Here is a 23,187-nt window from a genome sequence, read left to right on the forward strand (position 1 = left end):
AAGATGTCTTCAGACTTCTTCCCGAGCGTCATGTCTTGTAGGGTAAGATTGTGTGAGAAATTACAGGAATAGGACTATAAAAATGGCATATGAAGTGAGTATGCTCTATCATCTTCATATGCCATCTTGATTTTTAGGGACATTTACTGAATATCCCTAAAAGAATTGGAAATTATGAAGAAAGTAATTTGCAGCCCGAAGGCGCCGGGTGCGATAGGCCCTTACAGCCAGGCTATCGAAGCAAACGGAATGGTGTTCGTATCAGGCCAGTTGCCTATCGATGCGGCTACCGGAGTAATGGCGGAGGGGGCGGAAGCCCAGGCACGCCAGTCGTTGGAGAATGTGAAGCACATCCTGGAAGAAGCAGGACTGGGTATGGCGAATATTGTAAAGACCACCGTTTTCCTGGCGGATATGTCCCTGTTCGCCGATATGAACAAGGTGTATGCCACCTATTTTGACGGAGCTTTCCCCGCCCGTTCGGCGGTTGCCGTAAAAGCGCTCCCGAAAGATGCCTTAGTGGAGATTGAGTGCATCGCGGTTCGCTAACAGGTCTGCTACAATGAAACTGCTGCCACCTACGAAGATAAAGTCTTCCGGGTGGCTTTTTTCTTGTGCGGCAGTTACGGCGGCAGGCACGTCCGGATAGCAATCTCCTTGCAGGCCGGCTTCGGCGGCGAGCCTGCGCAGTTCTTCTTCGGGAAGGGCGCGCTTTACGCTGGCTTTGGTAAAATAGTAGGCGGCGTCTTTGGGAAGCAGGGCAAGCACGCCGCTGATGTCCTTGTCGCTCACCATGCCTATTATCATATGCAGCCGGCGGTAACGTTGTTGTTTCAGTTGCTCGGCAATGTAGGTAATGCCGCCTACGTTGTGTCCGGTGTCGCATATCAGGGTAGGGGCGTCCTGTAACTTCTGCCAGCGTCCCATTAGCCCCGTCAGTTCGCAGACCCGGGCAAAACCGCTGCGCACGCTTGCCTCGTCTATCCGGTAACCGGCCTCTTTCAGTATGGGAAGGGCGGCAAGTATGGTGCGGGTGTTCTTTACCTGGTAAAGCCCTTGTAACTCGGGTTCTATCCCCGGATAGTCATTCCCTTCCATTTCTTCCGCAAAGAATACCGGAGCCTTCTTTTCCTCTGCCTTTTGCAGAAAGACGGGCTTGGTTTCCGGCGTGGTTTCCCCGACGACCACGGGGATGCCGGTCTTGATGATACCCGCCTTTTCTCCCGCAATCTTCGCCGGCGTATCTCCTAAGAACTGTGTATGGTCGAGGCTTATGTTGGTAATGATGCACAAATCCGGACGAATGATGTTCGTACAGTCCAGGCGGCCGCCCATTCCCACTTCGATAACGGCTACATCCACTTGTTCATCGGCAAAGTAACGGAATGCCATAGCGGTAGTCAGCTCGAAGAAGGAGGGATGCAGGGGCTCGAAAAAGCTGCGTTCCTTTTCTACGAAACGCACCACGTATTCTTCCGGTACGGGCTTGCCGTTTACGCGGATGCGTTCGCGGAAGTCCACTAAATGGGGAGAGGTGTAAAGCCCTACACGATACCCCGCTTCCTGCAATATGGCGGCGAGTGTATGCGAGCAAGACCCCTTCCCGTTGGTTCCCGCCACATGGATTGTACGGAATGAGCGGTGGGGATGTCCGAAATGTTCGTCCAATATCCGCGTGTTTTCCAGCCCTTCTTTGTATGCCGCGCCGCCCACTTGCTGAAACATGGGCACGCTGTTATATAAGTAAGTTAAAGTGTTCTGATAGTTCATCTTTTATAAAAATTAACGGGAAAGCAATTCTTTCTCTCTATTAAAGTGTTATCTTTAGGAACGGCAAAGATAAGGCAATTTTATTTAAGTGTGTACACTTGCTTTATTTTATGTGGCCGGTATCTGTTATAAACAATTTAAATCTAAAGCGTATGGGAGCCAAGAAAAACTTTGTGATTGATACCAATGTTATCCTTCACGACTATAACTGTTTGAAGAACTTTCAAGAGAACGATATTTACCTCCCCATTGTAGTACTTGAAGAGCTCGATAAATTCAAGAAAGGCAACGAGCAGATAAATTTCAACGCCCGTGAGTTTGTGCGGGAACTCGACCAGATTACCGATGATAACCTCTTTACCAAAGGCGCTCCGCTGGGCGAGGGGCTGGGACGCTTGTTCGTGGTTGCCGGTTCGGTAGACTCGCCCCGTGTACACGACTCTTTCCCGGAACGCATCCCCGACCACCAGATACTGTCCGTCGTCGATTGGCTGGCGGAGAGGAAGCCGAAGATGAAATCCATTCTTGTTACCAAAGATGTCAACCTTCGCATGAAAGCGCGTTCTATCGGGTTGCTGTGCGAGGATTATATCAATGACAAGGTGATTAATGTAGATATATTCGAAAAGTCGAACGAAGTGTTCGAAGGCATCGACCCGGCATTGATAGACCGCATCTATTCCTCCAAGGAAGGGCTGGATATCGGCGAGTTCGATTTCAAGGATGTCATTCATCCCAATGAATGCTTTGTGCTGAAAAGCGACCGCAGCAGCGTGCTTGCCCGCTATAATCCTTTTACCCGTTCCGTGTGCCGTGTAAACAAGACGAGGAATTATGGCATAGAGCCGCGTAATGCCGAGCAGAGTTTTGCTTTCGAAGTGCTGAATGACCCGGATATCAAGCTGGTAGCCCTCACCGGTAAGGCTGGAACAGGTAAGACGTTGTTGGCACTGGCTGCCGCCCTGGGCAAGCTGACGGATTATAAACAAATTTTGCTGGCACGTCCTATCGTGGCATTGTCTAATAAGGATATCGGTTTCTTGCCGGGCGACGCCAATGAGAAAGTGGCTCCCTATATGCAGCCTTTGTTCGATAACCTGAACGTAATCAAGCATCAGTTCGCCTCCAACTCGAGTGAGGTGAAGCGGCTGGAAGACATGCAGAAAAGCGACCAGCTCGTTATCGAAGCCCTGGCGTTTATCCGTGGGCGTAGCCTGAGCGAGACTTATTGTATTATCGACGAAGCGCAGAACCTTACCCCGCACGAAATCAAAACCATTATAACACGTGCCGGAGAAGGGACGAAAATGGTATTCACGGGTGACATCCAGCAGATTGACCAGCCGTACCTGGACAGCCAGTCCAACGGACTCGTCTACATGATAGACCGCATGCGAGACCAGAACCTGTTTGCCCATGTTAATTTAGTGAAAGGAGAGCGTAGCCAGTTGAGCGAGTTGGCAAGTAACCTGATGTAACATTTTATTGTTTTATTCTTCGCTTTGACAAAAAATAGTGTATCTTTGCGGTGCCTAAAACAAAAACTGTCAAACGTGATGAAGCGAAACTTTTTTCATCGGTACCTTTCCGCAAAGGTATTGCCGATATGGACTGTTCTATTGATTGATGTTCTTATTGTCGTCATATCCAGTCTGCTGGCTTATGCGTTGCGATACGATTTCCGGAGCCTTTTCTCGGAATCGTCGTCCATAGACGTAACGATTGTATGGACGGTCATCGTCAATCTGGTATTCTTTAGAGTTTTCCGTACATACTCTAATGTGCTTCGCTTTTCATCGTTTGTAGATATCATGCGTATCTTCGTATCGCTGACGGTGTCGTATGCACTGCTGCTGATAACGGGTGTGCTGGCAAGGAGTTATATGGACGTCAACGTGGCGCCGGCCGCAGTGCTGTTCATGTCTTATATCATCAGTTTCGCCATGATGGCGTGTTCCCGCATTGTTGTAAAGATATTCTTCGAAGCGTTGAATTTCGACGGTTCGCACAGTGCCAATGTGTTTATTTACGGCGCCAAGGAGGCGGGAGTGAATATCGCAAAGGCACTGCGTGTCAACTTGCGCAACCATTACCGCCTGCGCGGTTTCATAGCCGACGAGCCGGAGCTTATCAATAAGGTAATGATGGGGGTGAAGGTGTATCCCAATGACGATACGCTGATTGACAACCTGGACGACCGCGATGTGCACACCATTATCATTTCTCCCGCCAAAATGGAAGCGCTCAAGCGCTCCGATATGGCCGACCGCCTGCTGGCGCATAACATCAAGCTGATGACGGCTCCTCCGCTGAGCGAATGGAACGGCCAGTTCCTGGACCGTGCCCAGTTGAAGGAAATCCAGATTGAAGATTTGTTACAGCGCAATCCTATCGAAATCGATATCCACAAGGTGGCTTCCCACTTGGAGGGTAAGCGGGTGATGATTACCGGTGCTGCCGGTTCTATCGGTAGCGAAATCATGCGGCAGGTAGCCTCCTTCAATCCTTACAAGTTAATCCTTGTAGACCAGGCGGAGACTCCGTTGCACGACATCCGCCTGGAGTTGCAGGATTGCTGGCGCGACATCGACGCCGAAACCATTATCGCCGATATTTCCAATGCAACTCGTATGGAAGAGATATTCAAGCGGTATAAACCGCAGTATATCTTCCATGCGGCAGCCTATAAGCATGTGCCGATGATGGAGGATAATGTGTCCGAGTCCATTCAGGTAAATGTTTACGGTACACGTACGGTTGCCGATTTAGCGGTAAAGTACGGTGCGGAGAAGTTCGTGATGATTTCTACGGACAAAGCGGTGAACCCTACCAATGTAATGGGATGCTCCAAACGCATCTGCGAGATTTACGTCCAGTCGCTGGCTAAGAAGTTGCAGTCGGAAGGCGGGCATGTCACTCAGTTCATCACTACCCGTTTCGGGAATGTCTTGGGTTCCAACGGTTCGGTCATACCCCGTTTCCGCGACCAGATACAGCGCGGTGGTCCGGTAACGGTAACTCATCCCGAGATTATACGTTACTTTATGACTATTCCGGAAGCTTGCCGCCTGGTGCTCGAAGCAGGTAGCATGGGCAACGGGGGCGAGATTTACATCTTCGATATGGGCAAGCCGGTACGGATTGTAGACCTTGCCAAGCGTATGATAAGCCTTTCCGGGCGTACCGATGTCAAGATAGAATTTACGGGGTTGCGTCACGGCGAAAAACTGTATGAGGAGTTGCTCAATGTAAGGGAACTTACCAAGCCTACCTATCACGAGAAGATTATGATTGCCACTGTGCGCGAGTACGATTATGACGAAGTCAAAGAACGTATTCAGAAGTTGATAGAGGTCAGCTATACTTACGACCAGATGAAGATTGTGGCTGCCATGAAAGATATCGTTCCCGAATTCGTCAGCAAGAACTCCTGCTTTGAGGTACTGGATAAGAAGCCGTAAGGGATAGGAGGGGAAGTTTCGGCAGGTAGTGAATAGGATATTGAAAAACGGATAGTACGTTTGTAATAAATGCACTATCCGTTTATAGTATACGGACTGTCTGTTCAGGGTAAACGCATTATCCGTTTATAGTATACGGACGGTTTATTCAGGGTAAACACATTATCCGTTTATAGTATACTGACTGTTTGTTCAGGGTAAACGCATTATCCGTTTATAGTATACTGACTGTTTGTTCAGGGTAAACGTACTATCTGTTTATAATATACAGACTGTTTGTTCAGGGTAAACACATTATCCGTTTATAGTATACTGACTGTTTGTTCAGGGTAAACATATTATCCGTTTATAGTATACTGACTGTTTGTTCAGGGTAAACACATTATCCGTTTATAGTATACAGGCGGTCTGTTCAGAGTAAACACGCCGTCTGTTTTACTACGGAAGCGTTGCCTTTCCGTCTGTTTCTTATTTATGCGAGGAGAAATATTTCAGGAACTGTGTACGTTCAAATGTATTTATACCATTCAAATCGCTCATGTTCAGCATACCTTTGAACTGGTTGATGTTTTCCATTCCTTTACGCTCCATCCATAAGTCCAAAAAGCGGGTATATTCGCCGATAATATTGTAAGAATTCTGGTAGAGCACGCTGCATATCTCCACTGCCGAAGCACCTGCTAAAATCGCTTTCACCACTCCCTCGGGAGTATGTATTCCTCCGGATGCCGCATAATCCAATTGGTTTACGGCAGCCGAAGCGATGCCTATCCAGCGTAACGATTTAGACAAATCGGCCTCCGTGCTAAATACGCTTCCGGCACTCTGGGTCATTTTTTCGATGTCGATATCCGGCTGATAGAAACGGTTGAACATCACCACTGCCGCCGCACCATTGGCATAAAGCTGGTCGATAAGGGCTATCGGGTTGGTAAGGTTGTCTCCCAATTTCATAATAACGGGGATATCGACTGTTTTCTTGATGTGGCTCAGGATGTCGATGTGGCGTTGCTCGAAAGAACCGTAAGCATATTGCATGTCGGTCTGCAAGGCAAGGATATTGATTTCCAGGGCATCCGCTCCGGCTTCTTCTATTTTCTTGGCAAACTCAATCCAGTCCGCATCCTGGTAGCAGTTGATGCTGGCAATGATAGGGATGTTGCATACTTTCTTGCTTTCTTTGATTAAATTCAAATATTCTCCCAGTTTGTGTTCGCGTATGTATCCCACCAGGTAGTCACTGCCTTCCGGGTACATATTGGGGTCTCCGAGCCAGTCGGCCTCCATCATGATTTGCTCTTCAAAAAGAGATTTGAGTACTATGGCGCCTGCCCCGGCTTCGTAAAGCTTTTGGTTCTTAGCAGCGCTGTCGGTAAGTCCGGAACTGCTGATAATAATCGGGTTTCTGAGTTTCAGCCCTGCAAAAGTAGTTTCTAATGTTGCCATGATAATAGTTATTAGTAATTAATATATTCTTTCTCCAAAAATTTTACTCCCTACGCGCACCAGCGTACTGCCGGCGGCAATTGCCTCGTGATAATCGTGCGACATTCCCATAGACAACTCCCGGAACCATTCCGCATCGGCAAACCACGTGGCTTTCACTTCTTTGAAGAAGCTACTTAATGAACAAAATTCAGCTTTGATTTGTTCGATATTATCTGTATTTGTCGCCATGCCCATCAGTCCGCATATCCGGATGTTTTTAAGCTCCTTCCATTCATCGCCTGCAAGCATTTCCCGGCATTCGTCGAAGCTGAAACCGAATTTGGTCTCTTCCCGGGCGATATGCAGTTGCAGCAAGCAGTTCACTGTCCGCCCTGCTTTGGCTGCCTGCTTGTCGATTTCGGCCAACAGTTTATAGGAATCCACACCGTGAACCAGTGCTACGTAGGGTACGATATATTTGATTTTATTGGTTTGCAGATGCCCAATGAAATGCCATTCGATGTCTTTGGGCAGGCTTTCGTATTTAGCGGTCATTTCCTGCACCTTGCTTTCTCCGAACACGCGTTGCCCTGCACTGTAAGCCTCTTCTATGGCTTCGTTGGGGTGGAATTTGGAGACGGCTACCAGGCGTACCCCTTCGGGCAGTTCGCTCAGTACTTGCTTGATGTTTTCTGCAATACTCATATTCTACGATATTGAAAATTGAGAGTTGAAAATCGGCATACGGGTTGAAGCGTTGCATCTTTCCGTACTCCGATTTTTTATCTTTAGCTTTAACTGCTCAGACTTCCGGTTTGTCATTCGGCTCCGCGCTGTACGGATATACATCCATAATAGCGGTTTCTGCTACCGATGCAATCTGGTAGTCCGCCATTGTACCTTTCATGCCTTCGTCCAGTTTCTTTACCGCATCGCGTAAGTCGGCAGCCTGTACCAGTACTTGGGTGGATGTCTTTTTCTCTGCTCCGCTCTTTTCGTCCAATGTGATGAAAACCAGCTTGCATTTGAACCAACGGTCGGCAGCATCTTCCTCGCTGGGGAATAGTTCACTGTAATTCGCCCGTTTAATATCCGATACTGTAAACTCACCCGAAATAAACGGCGTCATTTCTTCAATGATGCGTGCTTCCGCCTCCGTAAAGCTGAGTGCGTCTACCAGGTAAGGCTCGGTCACTTTTTTATTCATTCCGTTTTCCATTGTTTTTTCGTAGCGGATTTTGCACTCAAACCATGTATGCATTGCCATAATTTTCTGATTTTAGTTAGTGTTTTCGATTAATAAATATCTTTTCTTCTTCTTGTCATTCTGGGACTTGCCGAAGAAATTCTTTCCTTTTTGCATTGGAAAGGGTGTACAAAGATAAACGAAAAAGGGGAAAAATGTTGCAGGTATATGTAAGAAGATTATGTTAATCCGAAACTTTTTATCTATTAAATATTTTGTAGTTCCATACGGAGTGTTTATCTTTGTCCTCGCAAAACGAGCTAATCGTGGGTGCAATTCTGTTCTGAAATAAGAAATGTAGCGAGTGTTACATTCGGCGGAGCCGTAAAAGAGGCTCTGTTTCAATAAAATCATAAAACGCTTATTACTAAACTATTAATAATCTATTATTAGCATTTGTTAACTACGTCGGTTCATAAGCATTGGCATGCTGTCTATGTTCGTCACAACACCGAGTTCAAAGTCGAGTTGTGGCTTCGCGAGCAAGGAATAGAAGTGTATTTGCCTGTGCAGGATGTATATCGGGAACATGCCGGAAAGCGTGTTAAGATAACCAGACCGGTAATTAGCGGCATGGTTTTCGTCTGTCTTTCCCGTTCCGAGCTTCCCACCGTAGAACATGCTCCCAACGTTCATCATTTCTTTAGCAAACGTGGTACGAACGCCCCTCTTATCATTCCCGACCAGCAAATGGCAGACTTCCGCTTCATGGTCGACCTTTCCGATACTTCTATATTAATGGTCAACGAACCGATTGCCCCGGGAACTATGGTTACTGTGACAAAAGGAAGCATGCAGGGCATTCGCGGCGAAATGGTGAAGTACGAAAGCAAGTATTACATAGCTGTAAGGTTACAGGAATTGGGATGTGCATTGGTTAGTGTGCCGGTGAGTTGTGTGAGGCGTGGGTGAGTAAATATGACTGTACGGAATAGAGCTATAGCTTTAACAATGTTAAGTTAGAAAGTATCTTATAAAAAGCCTCCTGATTAAAAGTTAACTTTCAATTTTTATGATATTAATTTATTATATATAAGGAAGTTAACTTTAGCGTAATGTGAAAGTTAACTTGATTACTATTAATTAGTTAATAGAATGTAAATTGTCTTTGTGAATATAAAGAATAGGGTTAATCTTATATTTAGGAAAGTATTTAGTTTTCATTTGATTTTACTATAAGTGCCCAGTTAGGCCATATTTTAGCCTGCAAATCATGACCTTCGTATTGTATTTTAAAAAAGTCATTTGTATGTATAGTACAGTGATTTTAAATGTTTTTTATTCGTTATAAATCGGAGTCAGCGTCTTTGAGTGAGTCCAGCCAATCCTTTTGTATTAAGACAAAGTTTTCAAGAAGGAACGTAGGATATCCGTTTGCTTTTACGAAGATGGTTTGCGAGGTTGTGAAGTCTTGAAAGGTATTTTGGAGGACCGCTAATTGAAAGCTTTTCAATCCAACGGATATAATGTCTATATATATTTGGATAATGCGTTTATTTATGTGGGGTATTTTTATTGCATGGTGCATGCGCGTGCCAAATCCGTAAAACTGCCTATCAGTTGAATTACTCAATGTCAGCAATCTTTGAATACGAAAGAAATCATTGGACGGATAAATAGGATGTGGTACTTTGGCAGTCCATCCTCTTCGGAGGGATGGATAGGGTAGAGTAGGTTATCTAAACCGTTTCTGTAAGTAGCTGTTTGCTTACCTTAGGATGTACGTTACGATATTGACAACTTGATAGCCGAACGCTTCATTCATTCTTTTGCGGGAGAGCGGAAAAGCTACCTATCCTTTGGAAACGTAGGTGTCCTATGGTCGGCTGTTTGTCATACGCTGATATCCACCTGCTGGATGAACAGGATGCTGACACTCGAATACTTCAAGAAATTCTTCTGTGAAATCGTGAAAGGAAGAAAGGATTAGTAAAATCTGTTCCCTATGACGAATGGAATCTATATTAACAAATTTAAAAAACAAGTTCAATTTTTGTGTTATTTAGGAGGAAACCATCCACGGATGACCTACCTTATGCTATATGTCAAAATTGGACGCTAGCCTGTTTATTGAATATGAGTAGAAAAGATGAGCTTAAACAAGAAATCCTGGCCTTAACCAAGGAATATTATGCTGCAGTCCATGGGCAGGAGAAACCTTTTGAACCGGGTAATACATTTGTGAATTACGGTGGCCGTTATTATGACCATGCTGAGTTAGTCAACTTGGTAGACTCTTCCCTTGACTTTTGGCTGACAGCCGGTCCGTGGGCACATAAGTTTGAGAAACGCTTTGCGTCGTGGTTGGGAGTAAAATATTGTTCCTTGACAAATTCAGGTTCTTCCGCCAATCTGTTGGCTTTTTCAGCGTTGACTTCGCCTTTGTTGGGTGAACGGCGAATCAAACGTGGGGATGAAGTAATCACGGTTGCGTGTGGCTTTCCTACTACTGTCACCCCCTGCATTCAGTATGGCGCTGTTCCTGTATTCGTAGATGTCACTGTTCCCGAATATAATATTGATGTGACACAGTTGGAGGCCGCTTATTCTGACAAGACAAAGGCGGTAATGATTGCGCACTCTTTGGGTAATCCTTTTAACCTGGAAGCGGTAAAGGATTTTTGCGACAGGTATAATCTTTGGTTGGTAGAGGACAACTGTGATGCTTTAGGCTCCACTTATACTATTAATGGCGAAGAGAGAAAAACCGGAACGATAGGGGATATCGGGACGAGTAGTTTTTATCCTCCGCACCATATGACTATGGGAGAAGGCGGTGCTGTATATACAAATAATCCACGATTGCACAAGATTGTCAATTCCTTTCGCGATTGGGGGCGTGACTGTTGGTGTGTAGGCGGTGTGGACAATACTTGCGGTTGTCGTTTCACCAAGCAATTCGGTGAACTTCCTTTGGGTTACGACCACAAATATGTTTATTCCCATTTCGGTTATAATTTGAAGGTGACTGACATGCAGGCTGCCATTGGCTGCGCGCAGTTGGAGAAGCTGGATGATATTGTGGAAGCCCGCCGTGAGAATTTTTCTTACTTAAAACAAGGGCTTGCAGGTACACGAGGGCTAATCCTTCCCGAAGCCCAGAATAATTCCAATCCCAGTTGGTTTGGCTTCCTAATCTCTGTAAAGCCGGATGCGGGATTCACACGTAATGAACTGTCCCAATACTTAGAGAGCAGGAAGATACAGACCCGCAATCTTTTTGCCGGCAATTTGCTGAAACATCCGGCTTTTGATGAGATGCGCCGTTCGGGTGAAGGATACCGTGTTGTCGGCAAACTTAACGGTACAGACTTTATCATGAACAACACACTTTGGATAGGTGTCTATCCAGGTATGACCCATGAGATGCTTGATTATATGATAACCGCTATTAAGGAGTTTGCAAAGTGAAAGCAATAATTTTGGCCGGTGGTCTCGGCACACGTTTAAGTGAGGCTACCAATTTGATACCCAAACCTATGGTCGAGATAGGTGGTAAGCCTATCCTCTGGCATATTATGAAGATATACAGCCATTATGGTATAAATGATTTTATAATCTGTTGTGGTTACAAGCAGTATGTCATTAAGGAATATTTTGCCAATTATTTCCGGCATAACAGTGACATGACTGTGGATTTGTCCAATAATACCACAACAATTCTTGACAACCATTCGGAGAACTGGAAAGTAACCATGGTAGACACCGGGCTGAACACTCAGACCGGAGGCCGTATTAAACGTGTACAGAAATATATAGGTAACGAGCGTTTTCTGCTGACATATGGCGACGGCGTTGCAGATTTGGATATCGCTGACACTATTGCCGTACATGAGGCATCAGGGGCTATTCTTTCATTGACAGCCTATAAACCGGGAGGTAAATTCGGTGCTTTGCAGATAGACCTGAGCACCGACAAGGTACTTTCTTTCCAAGAAAAGCCGGACGGTGACCGTAATTGGATTAATGCCGGTTATTTTGTCTGTGAACCAGAAGTGTTCGATTACATTCCGGAGAATGACGATATGGTCATTTTTGAGCGTACTCCTTTGGAACGTATAGCCAGTGACGGCAGGATGCATGCTTACCGTCACAAGGGGTTCTGGAAACCTATGGATACGCTTCGTGACAATACGGAATTGAATGAGATGTGGGAGAGGGAATGTGCTCCCTGGAAGGTTTGGTAACGAATTGGACAGTGATATTTGAAATATTTGTTAGTGCCGGATAAAATACCGTTGTGCTACCATGACGAAATAACATTAATCATCCTGTTTAAACTTATTCCATTTATTCATGATAGACATTTTCAACGCTTTCTATCAGGGAAAGCGTGTACTTGTTACCGGTCATACCGGCTTTAAAGGCAGTTGGCTTTCCATTTGGCTGAATGAACTGGGCGCTGAAGTTATCGGTGTGGCCCAAGAACCTTTTTCCGACCGTGATAACTTTGTGCTTTCCGGTATTGGAAATCGGATTAAAGCTGATATCCGTGCCGATATTTGCGACGGCGAACGGATGAAAGCCATTTTCCGTGAATACCGGCCGGAGATTGTCTTCCATTTAGCCGCCCAGCCATTGGTGCGCCTTAGCTATGACATTCCTGTAGAAACCTACCGCACGAATGTCATGGGCACAATCAATATCCTTGAGGCTATCCGTGCCACGGACAGCGTGAAAGTGGGGGTGATGATTACCACCGACAAGTGTTATGAGAACAAGGAACAGATTTGGGGTTATCGTGAGAATGAACCTATGGGTGGTTACGACCCTTACTCCAGCAGTAAAGGTGCCGCTGAAATAGCCATTGCTTCATGGCGCAGAAGTTTCTTTAATCCCAATGAGTATGAAAAGCACGGTAAGAGCATCGCCAGTGTCAGGGCGGGCAATGTGATAGGTGGCGGCGATTGGGCACTGGACCGTATCATCCCGGACTGTATCAGGGCGTTGGAAGCGGGCAAACCGATAGAAATCCGTAGCCCCCAGGCTATTCGTCCTTGGCAGCATGTGCTCGAACCTTTGAGTGGCTATATGCTTCTTGCCGGGAAGATGTGGCATGCTCCGACGAAATATTGTGAGGGCTGGAACTTCGGTCCGAGAGCGGAGAGTATATCCACGGTTTGGGATGTGGCAACGAAAGTTATAGAACAGTATGGCAGCGGTGAGTTGAAAGACTTGTCCAATCCTGATGCGTTGCATGAGGCAAAGTTACTGATGCTTGATATCAGTAAGGCAAAATTCCGTTTGGGGTGGGAGCCGAGGATGAATATAGACCAATGTATCAGTTTAGTGGTGGACTGGTATAAGAAATATCGGTCGGAAAATATTTATGAACTTTGTGTAGAAGAAATAAATCGCTATTTGGGAATATGAAAATCTTTGCTACAGGCGTTACTGGTTATTTAGGATTTCACTTTGTGAATGAAGCAGTCCGTTTGGGACATCAAGTTCTTTGCTTACGAAGAAATTCCTCTAAATCCATGTTTGATTCTGTTGTGGAAGCTCAAATTGCATGGATAGACGTCGAAGATTTAAGTTTGAAAGAGAAAATCCGTTTGTTTCAGCCGGATGTGTTATTTCATGCTGCTTGGGGTGGAGTAAGAGGATACGGACGTGAAGATAGGCATATTCAGAATAGCAATTTGGCTATGTCCCGGCAAATGTTCGGACTATATCCTTATAAACAGATACTTGCTATTGGCAGCCAGGCTGAATATGGCTTTTATCATGGTCCTGTGGATGAAAATCATGTGTTACATCCGTTGACGGAGTATGCGTATGCAAAAAAGCAATGCTGTGATGATTTGAAAAAGTATTGTGAAATAAACGGTATTGAGTGGCAGTGGATTAGAATTTTTACCGTATTTGGTGAACGACAAACCGGAGGATTGATAAAACTGGTTGTTGATAAATGTAAGAGAGGAGATAAAGAATTTGATACAACAGAAGGTTACCAAAAATATTCTTACCTGTATGCAATAGATTTTGCCAAAGCCTTATGTCAAGTGCTTGGAGTTAAAGGAAAATCTGGTATATATAATCTAAGCCAACCCACGGAGGTACATAGCAACCGATATATTTTGGAGTGTATAAAAGAAAAGATGCATTCTGATATCCAATTTAATTTCGGTGCAATTCCTTATGAAGATGGGCAGGTTATGTTAATGGATGGAACTGTGGAAAAATTTGTCAATGCTTTCGGTCCTATCCCTCATACAGATTTTGAATTAGCATTAAATAAAACTATAGAATCCTTTAAATAAATGAGTACTAAAAGTTTGGAAATGGCGAAGAAGATCCGGAAAACTTCTGTGGCCATGGTATATAAAGCTCATTCCTCTCATATTGGTGGAGCGTTGTCTATGGCCGATATTTTGGCCGTGTTGTATAGTGATGTTCTGAATTATGATGCCAACAATCCTGCTTGGGAGAAACGTGACCGCTGTTTGCTATCAAAAGGGCATGCTTGTGTATCATTCTATGCAGTACTTGCCCATACAGGATTTTTTCCGATGAGTGAACTTGATTCTTATTCGCAGGATGGTTCTGCTTTTTTATGTCATACGACCCATCATGTGCCGGGAATTGAAATTTCAGCAGGTAGCTTAGGGCATGTTTTTTCCATTGCTTGTGGCATAGCTTTAGGTGCAAAAATAAAGAAAGAGAAATTTAAGACTTACGTTATATTAGGTGATGGAGAAATGGACGAGGGGTCAAATTGGGAAGCGCTTCTTTTTGGAGCACATCATAACTTATCCAATTTATGTGCCATTATCGATTACAATAAAATCCAAAGTTTTGGTAACACTAATGATGTCCTGCGTCTTGAGCCGTTGATTGATAAATTGAAATCTTTTAACTGGAACGTAATCAATGTGGATGGACATAACCATGATGAATTGTTGCGTGCTTTTGATGATTTTAAGCATGAAAAATATAGACCGACTGTTATTATTGCAAATACTGTGAAAGGTAAAGGTGTGTCTTTTATGGAGAATAATCTTGCATGGCATTATAAGTCACCCAATGAAGAACAATATAAACAAGCAATAAAGGAGATCGAAAGATGAGGACGGCATTTATAAAGCAGCTTGTTGAAGAAGCTGGAACGAATGATAAGATTTTTTTAATTGTAGGCGATTTGGGGTATAGTGTGGTCGAAACTTTTGCAGAGAAATATCCGGAACGTTTTCTTAATGCGGGAATAGCAGAGCAAAATATGGTTGGGGTTGCTGCGGGCTTGGCAATGGCAGGATATAATGTTTATGTGTATTCTATTGGAAATTTCCCAACGCTACGTTGTATGGAGCAGATACGTTATGATATCGCTTATCATAAATTGAATGTGAAAATAGTTTCGGTGGGTGCAGGATATGCTTATGGCTCGTTAGGTTCTTCTCATCATGCCACAGAGGAGTTAGGGATGATGCGTACAATTCCCAATATGGTGGTTTGTTCGCCTGGTGATCCAATTGAAGCACAGGCTATAACTACCCTTTCGGCTAATTATGATGGCCCTATGTATTTACGATTAGGGAAAGCAGGGGAAGCGGTAGTACATCCAATACCAATCACTGGTTTAAACATAGGCGATCTTCTTCCTGTGTTGAATAATGTTGGCTCAACGAAGGCTTTATTGGTTAGTGGTTCAATCTTGGATTATGCCGTAAAACGTGTAGCTGAACTTGGAAATTTTTTCGATGTTTATAGTGTTCCTTTCATAAAACCTCTGAATGATGAAATATTGCGTAAAATTGCTTCTGAGTATACGGATATTTGGGTTTTGGAAGAGCATCAAAAAAGCTGTGGAATAGGCTCTGCAATAATAGAAGTTATCAGCGATATGTATGCAGGGCGACAAATTTCTAATTATCCTCGAATAAAGCGTATCGGCATTGATGATACTTTTTATTCAGTCTCCGGTTCGCAAGCCTATTTAAGAAAGTTGGCGGGTTTGCAGATATAAGATGATAACAGTACTGTTAAAATTGAAGGATAAGTTAGGAATAGACAAATCCATTTTCTTTACTTCTCTTGCAAGGATTATCCAGGCAGTAGGGGGAGTTGTTTCTATCTTGTTTATAGCTCGGTATCTGACAGGGATAGAACAAGGATTTTATTATACATTCGGAAGTTTTGTTGCTATTCAGGTGTTCTTTGAGCTGGGATTGAACGGGATTATAACCCAATATGTGGCCCACGAAACAGCACATCTGCAATGGAAGACTTCAACGGAACTGGCGGGTGAACATAAATATCTGTCCCGTTTATCATCTTTGCTCCACTTCTGTGTAAAGTGGTATCTGTGTTTTGCCGGGATACTGTTGGTTACTTTAATAATTGTAGGATTTATTTTCTTTGGTAAATACGGAACAGATGGCGATGTGACGTGGAAGTTGCCTTGGATTTTACTTGCTGTAGGTACTGCCTTAAATTTGCTACTGGCTCCTGTCCTTGCCTTCATAGAAGGATTGGGGAAAGTAAAAGAAATTGCAAAAGTACGTTTATATCAGCAATGTATCAGCATCTTGGTGGTTTGGGGAGGCTTGATATTAGGTGCTAAATTGTATGTATCCGGCATAAATTGGCTTGTCATCATATTATTGGTTACATCTATATTATTCTTTAGCGATTTCAGAAAGCTGCTATTGAATATTTGGAATGTATCTCTGACAGAAACTGTAGATTATCGTAAAGAGATATTTCCTTATCAATGGAAAATAGCATTGAGCTGGATTAGCGGCTATTTTATTTTTCAACTGTTCAATCCTGTGTTGTTTGCTACGGAGGGAGCAGTTGTTGCCGGGCAAATGGGAATGACATTGGCTGCGTTGAACGGGATACAGGCATTATCAATCAGTTGGATGACTACAAAAGTACCCTTGTATTCCGGTCTGGTAGCAACGAAAGACTATTTGCAATTGGATACTATTTTTAATCGTACCTTGAAACAATCCGTTTTCATCAATGGAGTACTGCTTGTTTTGATGTTTATTATTGTTTGGGCTGTTCGGCATTGGCATATTGTTATAGGAGGTATGGATTTAGGTAATCGTTTTTTACCTTATGTGCCTATGATTTTAATGATGATACCTTTATTTATAAATCAATTTATCAGTTCGTGGGCTACTTATTTGCGTTGCCATAAACGAGAACCGTTTTTGATAAACTCTATCTGCGCCGGTATAATTTGTTGCCTTTCTACAGTGTTGTTGGGTAAATGGTTTGGAGTATTGGGAGTAACTGGCGGATATTGCTGTATCACTATTGCTTTGATGCCTTGGGGGTATTGGATTTATAAAACTAAGAAAAGAGATTGGCATGGAAAATAAAATGAATAAACTAACTGTTGCTATACCAACTTGTAATCGTGCTATTGCGGTAGATAGTTTGTTAGACCGACTATTTTCATATATGGAGCAAGGGTTGTCTTTTGATATATTTGTTTGTGATAATGCATCATTAGATTCAACAGAGCATGTAGTGAAAAAGTGGATGGACAAAATACCTACTTTGTCTTATTATAGGCAAGAAAAAAATGTAGGTGCCGATGCCAATTTCTTAACTTGCTATATGACTTTTACCACTCCTTATTTATGGCTTTTGGGAGATACGCGTATGATTTCATATAACGAAATGCGATTTTTATTAAATGAGTTAGATAAGGGGTATGATGCTTTCATTCTGTGTTGTCATCCGTTAATGAGATTACCATTTAAAATGTATACTGATATAAATAATTTACTCAGTGAACAAGGGTGGCATATTACTAATATGGCATCCTGTATAGTATCTCAGCAGTTTGCTGTTACTGGTATTTATGAGAGGTATTTGAATACGAATTTTATTCAGTTAGGTGGGTTCATAGAGTATTTGTCGAGGTTAAGTTCTTTTAAAGTCGAATATATAAATCATGAAGTTGTATATGTTAAGGAGTTAAAAGTGGAAGGGTTTGATAAAAAAATGACATCTTGGTCTTCAAAAACTATTAGTATTTGTGCTATGCAATGGTATATGATAGTTATGTCTTTACCAAACAATATTAATTTATCTGTAAAAGAAAAAATCCTAATGGATCATGCGCGGTATAATTCAATATTGTCATCTTTATTTTTTATTGTACATGTTGCGGATAAGGATATGATGTTTATAAATGAATTTAAACGGTATAAGAAGTATCTCAAATTTGTTTCTGCTGTACCAATGTGGAAATATAATATAATAATGCATACTGCATGGATTTGGCGTATTTTGAAGCGAATTTATGATAAAATATATAAGTATAAAAATAGATAATAAATAGTAAGCGTCCAATTATGCCGTATTGCAAATTAGTCTGTAAACTGTGGCTCTCGTTATTGTATTATAAAAAGCCATTTGTATATATAGCAGCCGTGATTTGAGCGTTTTTCATTTGTTGTAAGTCGAAGTCAGTGCTTTGGGGCGAATTTATCTAATCCTTTTGTATTAAGAGTAAAGTTGCCAAGAAGGGATGTAGGATATCCGTTTCTTTTACAAAGACGGTTTACGAGGCTGTGGAGTCCTAAAGTATTTTGGAGGACCGCCAGTTAAAAGCTTTCCAATTGGTGACTCCTGGGAATATCTATTTTAGAAAAGGTTGATTTGAAAGACTGTAAGTTTTACTTGATAGGACCGAAAGATTCAAATTTGAAGGTTGATATAGAAGATTTTTATCGTCACTTTCCTGAAAAGCGGAATCTAGTGATTTTGCCAACTCTTGTTTATAATAAGAAAGAATTATGAGAATATAATAATCGGTCGGAGGTATTTGTACTTACATCAAGATGGGAGAGCTGTGTTTTGGTATAGGGTGAATTTCAAGGATTTCGTAATGATATCTTATCTATAGATATATGTTACTTTTAATGATATAACGGAGAAAATGGTAAGTATGGTGTTTCTATTAATCAAGAGGATGTTTCGGATTAGATTGATAAAATGAATATATAATATTTGATTATGTATGGTGGTAATTTTGATACAGTCGCATTGTTACGGGAATATAAAATGTATTCTGTGGCTGATACTTTGTTACATGCAGATAATGGAAAGAATGTAGTAAATAAATCATGAAAGAAAAAAATATTAGTACATATTACGTGTCGTAGCTTGCATGATGGTTAAATGTCTATATTTTTTTTGTAGGACTTCCAAACTACAGATATAGATTATTTTTTCAGTACAGAGTAATGCTGATATTTATCTTTGCTCACCTCTTTCCTTTTTGCTTTTTATTTACAATATTATCTTTCAGTAAATAGAATATGGATGTGTCTATTATTATAGTTAGCTATAATACATGTAACCTTACTTTACAGTGCCTACGGTCAGTCTATGAAAAGACTGCCAATATTGATTTTGAAGTAATTGTAGTTGATAATGCTTCGTCTGATAATTCTGTTGAAATGATTAGACAGCTATTTCCACGAGTAAATGTAATAGAAAGCTCAGAAAACTTAGGCTTTGGAAAGGCTAATAATTTAGGAGTAGAGTATGCAAAAGGAACGTTCTTATTATTTCTAAATTCTGACACTATATTAGTTAATAATGCAGTATATGAATTTTGGATGTATTGGCAACGCTATAAAGATAAGAACATGGGATGTTTAGGAAGTTTTTTATTGTCCCAGAATGAGACAATAACTCATTCTTATGGTTTCTTCCCAACATTTAGACGAGTATTAATTGATAAAGTCTTTCGAAATAATAGAAAAAGTAAGATTTTAAATAGTGACCAGAATGAGGTTGATTATGTGACTGGAGCAGATTTGTTTATATCTTATAATAATTTTTTTAAAGCAGGTATGTTTTCGCCACTATTCTTTATGTACTATGAAGAAACTTGGTTGCAAACTCAATTAAAAAGAATGAAATTACGTAGAATTGTTATTTCATCTCCTAAAATAATACATTTAGAAGGTGGTTCATATAAAGAGAGGTTGTCCAATAGTAAACGGATACAAATGGATATTAGTTTATTTACTTATTGGAAACTTTATTATGGCAATTGTTTAGGGCTTTTTTTCTCTTTTCTTTATATCTTATTAAAACTTTCTGTGTTTTTTAAGTCGGACTTTACTTTAAATGATAATTTGATATATTTCAAGATGCTCTACAAGAGATTATAGAATATGGAGATTTATGTTTTAATAAGTTTTTGGTTATTTTCTCTTACTGTATTGGATAGCATTTATCGGATTAGAAAAAGAGATCGACTTTTTTTGTATATAACAATTTCATTGTTCTTTTGGATAATGAGTTTTGTACGATGGGAAACGGGTACAGATTGGGAAGCTTATTATAACTTTTTTAATAGTCGCTATACCTGGCAGGAATTTTTAGATGCTTCATTTGAGGTTGGATTTACTGCAATAAATTTTGGAGTTAAACAAATAAGCGATAATTATTCATTTCTGTTATTTTCAGTGTCATGTATTATATTTCCTCTAAAATATAGTACGATATGGCAGTATTCTCCATATCCTTTTTTTTCTCTTGTATTATCGCTTTTATTAAGTAAAGCAGATATTTTTTTTGTACGTGAAACTATAGCACTTTCTATAGCTTTTTTTTCTGTTAGATATATTATTAATAGAGAAAAATGGAAATTCTTTATATGTCTATTATTTGCATTGCAATTTCACTCATCAATTATAGTATTTATATTTGCTTACTATATTTATTCGATGAGATTAACCAAATGTCGACTGATAGTTCTTGCCATAGGAGTAGCATTCTTTTCAATAGCTTCAACGGTTGTATTATCAACTTTGGGTAATACGTTAGGAGGAGTTTTTCAATGGAAAATTGCTAATTATTTAGAATATGGTGATGAAGATTTCGGAATGGGGATATCTTTACAAGAAGCTCTTATACGAGGTTCAATAAATAGGCTATTTTTTCTATCTCTTTTTATTTATTTGTATATGAAAAATAAAGCAGATGTAGTATTGTCTGGTTTAATTAAAGTCTATACATTTAATTATGTATTATTTTTAATGTTAGTTCCAATAAGTCTTCCTCTCATGCGTTTAGCAAATAGTTATGAGCAATTATCCATTTTAATTATTGGTATTGGCTTATCTAAATTTATAATGAAAGACAGATTTGTTATCGTATTTATTTTAAGTATATATATGTTTTTACGTTTTTTTATGGGAACATTAAACGGGGGGTATGCCCATTGCTTTGTACCTTATAAGACAATTTTCTTTTAAAAAATGAGAATCTTGCTTGTTGATTTATGTATGCGAAAAGAAGAACACGTGTTCTTTAATTCTGCATTTATAAAAATTATAAGTGATATCTATCCTAGTGCTGCTATTTATTTTTATGGCGACAAGGAACACTGTTTACGTGTACAATCTGAACTTAATGGTATAAATGAAATATTTTTTAAATGTATAAATGTTAAATCACATCAAACATGGAGACTATTAGGAAGTGATATTTATTCTTGTAGGTATATACTGGGATTCTTGAGGAATGCGCAGCAGGATGGTGATATCATAATTTTATTGAATAGATTACCTATAAGTTTGCTTTGGGTAAATATCCTGAATCTTTTTTTTAAGCGAAAGATTATTTCTATTTTACATGGTGAACTAGAATCTCTTGTAAATTATCAGAATGTTATAGGACTTACTAAATATTATTATCAGATATTTAGATTACCGTATCTCTTATCTCAATCGTATATGTCTTATATTGTATTAGGTGAATCTATAAAGAAAAATATATCAAAATTGAATTTTGGAAAAGCGAATATCATAACAATAGATCACCCTTATGATTATGCGTTACCTTTGGCTAATACTACAGTTACGTTTGCATCTGTGTTGAATGTAGGAATAATTGGCAAGGCTATGGAAAGAAAAAACAGTGAGAAAATATTTGAATTAGCTGCAAAAGTTTTTACACAAATAAAAGAAGATAGAATACGCTTTAGTATTGCTGGTACAGTGGAAAGGAAACTTAAAAATAAAACTAATTCATTCGTTCATTTTAGTAATTCTGCTATTAGATTATCTAAAGAAGAGTATTCTAAAGCAATATTGGTTTTAACTTATTCCTTACTTTTCTATACCTCTGATATGAATAAAGCTTTAGCGAGTGGAAGCTTTTTTGATTGTCTCAAATTCGAGAAACCTATTTTGGCTCTTAAAGGTAATTCTTTTATAGATTATTATTTAAATAAATATTCCGGTATCGGTCTTTCTTTTGATTCTTTGGATGATATGGCATTGTTTATTGCTGATAAAGATGGGTTGGAATACTTTTATAAGACTCATTACCAAGAACAAATAAAGGCTATAAGAAGAGCTAAAGCAGACCTGTCTTTATCGGTACTCTCATTTAAGTTGAAACAACAATTATGATGTCTAAATTGAAAATTATATTTCTTTCGATTGCGGGTGAGTTAATTAAGCTATTATATAAACTTCATATTTGTCGACCTTTGTATGGGCTTAATGTTGCAGATTCTCGTAAGCATAAGGTGATTGTTTCATTAACCAGCTATGGTCGTCGTGTATCTGCAGTACTTCCCTATACCATATGTTCTTTGCTTCGTCAAACTTATAAACCAGATATGATTCTACTTTGGTTGGATTATGATAACTGGAATGAAGGAAATTTGCCTTCTTCTATCAAGAAACTGCAGAAGTATGGATTGACGATTAGATTTTGTAATGACATTAAGTCCTATAAAAAGTTGATTCCTACTTTAAAACTCTACCCTGATGAAATCATTATTACTGTTGATGATGATATTTACTATAAAAAGAATATGGTGGAGAGGTTAATGAAAGAATATCAAAAAGATTCTTCTTGTATTTATACTCATCGCGCTCATAAAATTAGTATTAATGCAGAAGGTTGTTTATTACCTTATAATGAATGGAAAGAAGAAATATCAGATGAGATTGGTAAAAACGTATTTCCAACGGGGGGAGCAGGATGCTTATATAAACGTTCGATGCTCTATAAAGATATATGTAGTGAAGAGTTATTTATGAAGTTAGCTCCGAAAGCAGATGATGTTTGGTTTTATTTTATGGAGATTCTTCAAAATACCAGCTGTAAAGTTTTGCCTTATAAAGGATATATATATTTTCCACTAGATGCTTTTTATCAGCATTTCCATCAGGGGGCAAGTTTAGCAAGTACTAATTGTAATGAATCCCAAAATGATGTACAGATAAAGGCGGTAATGGACTATTATGGTTTGACAGCAATAGATTTAGGGACTTAAAAAGAGTT

Annotated in this window: 21 protein-coding genes; 17 read left to right on the forward strand and 4 right to left on the reverse strand. The window is 40.4% G+C overall.

Features of this window, described 5'->3' with window-relative positions; genetic code table 11:
- The first annotated feature begins 174 nt into the window (after window positions 1–174).
- A complete protein-coding gene (locus C233_RS0113250; RefSeq protein ID WP_018668055.1) occupies window positions 175–549 on the forward strand; it encodes a RidA family protein in 375 nt (124 codons plus the stop codon).
- Here C233_RS0113250 and C233_RS0113255 read toward each other — a convergent pair.
- A complete protein-coding gene (locus tag C233_RS0113255; RefSeq protein ID WP_018668056.1) occupies window positions 517–1,770 on the reverse strand; it encodes a bifunctional folylpolyglutamate synthase/dihydrofolate synthase in 1,254 nt (417 codons plus the stop codon). The two genes, C233_RS0113250 and C233_RS0113255, sit on opposite strands and share 33 nt — an antisense overlap.
- 152 nt (window positions 1,771–1,922) lie before the next feature.
- On the opposite strand from C233_RS0113255, the gene C233_RS0113260 reads away from it, so the two are divergent.
- Together C233_RS0113260 and C233_RS0113265 are read left to right on the forward strand one after the other, a co-directional pair.
- Window positions 1,923–3,248 (forward strand): PhoH family protein, encoded by a 1,326-nt coding sequence (locus tag C233_RS0113260; protein WP_018668057.1) that lies wholly within the window; start codon window positions 1,923–1,925, stop codon window positions 3,246–3,248.
- Between the two features lie 78 nt (window positions 3,249–3,326).
- Window positions 3,327–5,231, forward strand: coding sequence for a polysaccharide biosynthesis protein (locus C233_RS0113265; protein ID WP_025069136.1), 1,905 nt, complete (start codon window positions 3,327–3,329; stop codon window positions 5,229–5,231).
- 468 nt (window positions 5,232–5,699) lie between these two features.
- Here the strand turns inward: C233_RS0113265 and C233_RS0113270 are convergent, their stop codons facing one another.
- The 3 genes from C233_RS0113270 to C233_RS0113280 all read right to left on the reverse strand — a co-directional run bounded on the left by C233_RS0113270 (window position 5,700) and on the right by C233_RS0113280 (window position 7,926).
- Window positions 5,700–6,677, reverse strand: coding sequence for a dihydroorotate dehydrogenase-like protein (locus C233_RS0113270; protein ID WP_018668059.1), 978 nt, complete (start codon window positions 6,675–6,677; stop codon window positions 5,700–5,702).
- Between the two features lie 18 nt (window positions 6,678–6,695).
- Window positions 6,696–7,364 (reverse strand): YggS family pyridoxal phosphate-dependent enzyme, encoded by a 669-nt coding sequence (locus tag C233_RS0113275; RefSeq protein ID WP_018668060.1) that lies wholly within the window; start codon window positions 7,362–7,364, stop codon window positions 6,696–6,698.
- Window positions 7,365–7,461: 97 nt separating this feature from the next.
- Window positions 7,462–7,926, reverse strand: a complete 465-nt coding sequence (locus tag C233_RS0113280) for a DUF4494 domain-containing protein (protein WP_018668061.1) — start codon at window positions 7,924–7,926, stop codon at window positions 7,462–7,464.
- A 375-nt stretch (window positions 7,927–8,301) separates the two neighbouring features.
- On the opposite strand from C233_RS0113280, the gene C233_RS0113290 reads away from it, so the two are divergent.
- From C233_RS0113290 to C233_RS0113355, 14 genes are all read left to right on the forward strand, one after another.
- Window positions 8,302–8,817 carry a UpxY family transcription antiterminator gene (locus tag C233_RS0113290; protein ID WP_025069137.1) on the forward strand — a complete coding sequence of 172 codons (516 nt, stop codon included), beginning with the start codon at window positions 8,302–8,304 and terminating at the stop codon, window positions 8,815–8,817.
- Between the two features lie 829 nt (window positions 8,818–9,646).
- Window positions 9,647–9,835: a hypothetical protein gene (locus C233_RS23685; RefSeq protein ID WP_241217616.1), complete on the forward strand. Its 189-nt coding sequence runs from the start codon at window positions 9,647–9,649 to the stop codon at window positions 9,833–9,835.
- A gap of 146 nt (window positions 9,836–9,981) precedes the next feature.
- Entirely contained in the window at window positions 9,982–11,316 is a 1,335-nt protein-coding gene (gene rfbH / locus C233_RS0113300) for a lipopolysaccharide biosynthesis protein RfbH (RefSeq protein ID WP_018668066.1), read from the forward strand.
- Window positions 11,313–12,092 (forward strand): glucose-1-phosphate cytidylyltransferase, encoded by a 780-nt coding sequence (rfbF, locus tag C233_RS0113305; RefSeq protein ID WP_025069138.1) that lies wholly within the window; start codon window positions 11,313–11,315, stop codon window positions 12,090–12,092. The genes rfbH and rfbF overlap by 4 nt, the downstream gene beginning before the upstream one ends.
- Window positions 12,093–12,201: 109 nt before the next feature.
- On the forward strand, window positions 12,202–13,278 hold the full coding sequence (gene rfbG / locus C233_RS0113310) for a CDP-glucose 4,6-dehydratase (protein WP_018668068.1): 1,077 nt from the start codon (window positions 12,202–12,204) through the stop codon (window positions 13,276–13,278).
- Window positions 13,275–14,168: an NAD-dependent epimerase/dehydratase family protein gene (locus C233_RS0113315; RefSeq protein ID WP_018668069.1), complete on the forward strand. Its 894-nt coding sequence runs from the start codon at window positions 13,275–13,277 to the stop codon at window positions 14,166–14,168. The genes rfbG and C233_RS0113315 overlap by 4 nt, the downstream gene beginning before the upstream one ends.
- Window positions 14,169–14,975, forward strand: a complete 807-nt coding sequence (locus C233_RS0113320) for a transketolase (protein ID WP_018668070.1) — start codon at window positions 14,169–14,171, stop codon at window positions 14,973–14,975.
- Complete coding sequence (locus tag C233_RS0113325) at window positions 14,972–15,871, forward strand: transketolase family protein (protein ID WP_018668071.1); 900 nt, start codon at window positions 14,972–14,974, stop codon at window positions 15,869–15,871. The genes C233_RS0113320 and C233_RS0113325 overlap by 4 nt, the downstream gene beginning before the upstream one ends.
- Before the next feature lies 1 nt (window position 15,872).
- The gene (locus C233_RS0113330; protein ID WP_018668072.1) at window positions 15,873–17,237 is read left to right on the forward strand and encodes a lipopolysaccharide biosynthesis protein; all 1,365 of its coding nucleotides are present in this window, start codon (window positions 15,873–15,875) and stop codon (window positions 17,235–17,237) included.
- Window positions 17,227–18,201, forward strand: coding sequence for a glycosyltransferase family 2 protein (locus C233_RS0113335; protein WP_018668073.1), 975 nt, complete (start codon window positions 17,227–17,229; stop codon window positions 18,199–18,201). The genes C233_RS0113330 and C233_RS0113335 overlap by 11 nt, the downstream gene beginning before the upstream one ends.
- A gap of 989 nt (window positions 18,202–19,190) precedes the next feature.
- Window positions 19,191–20,054: a glycosyltransferase family 2 protein gene (locus tag C233_RS22715; protein ID WP_018668074.1), complete on the forward strand. Its 864-nt coding sequence runs from the start codon at window positions 19,191–19,193 to the stop codon at window positions 20,052–20,054.
- A gap of 3 nt (window positions 20,055–20,057) precedes the next feature.
- Window positions 20,058–21,143, forward strand: a complete 1,086-nt coding sequence (locus tag C233_RS0113345; RefSeq protein WP_018668075.1) for an EpsG family protein — start codon at window positions 20,058–20,060, stop codon at window positions 21,141–21,143.
- Between the two features lie 3 nt (window positions 21,144–21,146).
- Window positions 21,147–22,304, forward strand: coding sequence for a hypothetical protein (locus tag C233_RS0113350; protein ID WP_018668076.1), 1,158 nt, complete (start codon window positions 21,147–21,149; stop codon window positions 22,302–22,304).
- Window positions 22,304–23,179, forward strand: coding sequence for a hypothetical protein (locus C233_RS0113355; protein ID WP_025069141.1), 876 nt, complete (start codon window positions 22,304–22,306; stop codon window positions 23,177–23,179). The genes C233_RS0113350 and C233_RS0113355 overlap by 1 nt, the downstream gene beginning before the upstream one ends.
- The last annotated feature ends 8 nt before the right edge of the window (window positions 23,180–23,187 follow it).

It is taken from the genome of Bacteroides gallinarum DSM 18171 = JCM 13658, assembly GCF_000374365.1.
Taxonomy (GTDB): domain Bacteria; phylum Bacteroidota; class Bacteroidia; order Bacteroidales; family Bacteroidaceae; genus Bacteroides; species Bacteroides gallinarum.

Bases quoted from the DNA above. Each gene is read 5' to 3' on its own strand.
- C233_RS0113250 (WP_018668055.1), top strand. From the start codon at position 175: ATGAAGAAAGTAATTTGCAGCCCGAAGGCGCCGGGTGCGATAGGCCCT.
- C233_RS0113255 (WP_018668056.1), bottom strand. From the start codon at position 1,770: ATGAACTATCAGAACACTTTAACTTACTTATATAACAGCGTGCCCATG.
- C233_RS0113260 (WP_018668057.1), top strand. From the start codon at position 1,923: ATGGGAGCCAAGAAAAACTTTGTGATTGATACCAATGTTATCCTTCAC.
- C233_RS0113265 (WP_025069136.1), top strand. From the start codon at position 3,327: ATGAAGCGAAACTTTTTTCATCGGTACCTTTCCGCAAAGGTATTGCCG.
- C233_RS0113270 (WP_018668059.1), bottom strand. From the start codon at position 6,677: ATGGCAACATTAGAAACTACTTTTGCAGGGCTGAAACTCAGAAACCCG.
- C233_RS0113275 (WP_018668060.1), bottom strand. From the start codon at position 7,364: ATGAGTATTGCAGAAAACATCAAGCAAGTACTGAGCGAACTGCCCGAA.
- C233_RS0113280 (WP_018668061.1), bottom strand. From the start codon at position 7,926: ATGGCAATGCATACATGGTTTGAGTGCAAAATCCGCTACGAAAAAACA.
- rfbH (WP_018668066.1), top strand. From the start codon at position 9,982: ATGAGTAGAAAAGATGAGCTTAAACAAGAAATCCTGGCCTTAACCAAG.
- rfbG (WP_018668068.1), top strand. From the start codon at position 12,202: ATGATAGACATTTTCAACGCTTTCTATCAGGGAAAGCGTGTACTTGTT.
- C233_RS0113315 (WP_018668069.1), top strand. From the start codon at position 13,275: ATGAAAATCTTTGCTACAGGCGTTACTGGTTATTTAGGATTTCACTTT.
- C233_RS0113320 (WP_018668070.1), top strand. From the start codon at position 14,169: ATGAGTACTAAAAGTTTGGAAATGGCGAAGAAGATCCGGAAAACTTCT.
- C233_RS0113325 (WP_018668071.1), top strand. From the start codon at position 14,972: ATGAGGACGGCATTTATAAAGCAGCTTGTTGAAGAAGCTGGAACGAAT.
- C233_RS0113330 (WP_018668072.1), top strand. From the start codon at position 15,873: ATGATAACAGTACTGTTAAAATTGAAGGATAAGTTAGGAATAGACAAA.
- C233_RS0113335 (WP_018668073.1), top strand. From the start codon at position 17,227: ATGGAAAATAAAATGAATAAACTAACTGTTGCTATACCAACTTGTAAT.
- C233_RS22715 (WP_018668074.1), top strand. From the start codon at position 19,191: ATGGATGTGTCTATTATTATAGTTAGCTATAATACATGTAACCTTACT.
- C233_RS0113345 (WP_018668075.1), top strand. From the start codon at position 20,058: ATGGAGATTTATGTTTTAATAAGTTTTTGGTTATTTTCTCTTACTGTA.
- C233_RS0113350 (WP_018668076.1), top strand. From the start codon at position 21,147: ATGAGAATCTTGCTTGTTGATTTATGTATGCGAAAAGAAGAACACGTG.
- C233_RS0113355 (WP_025069141.1), top strand. From the start codon at position 22,304: ATGTCTAAATTGAAAATTATATTTCTTTCGATTGCGGGTGAGTTAATT.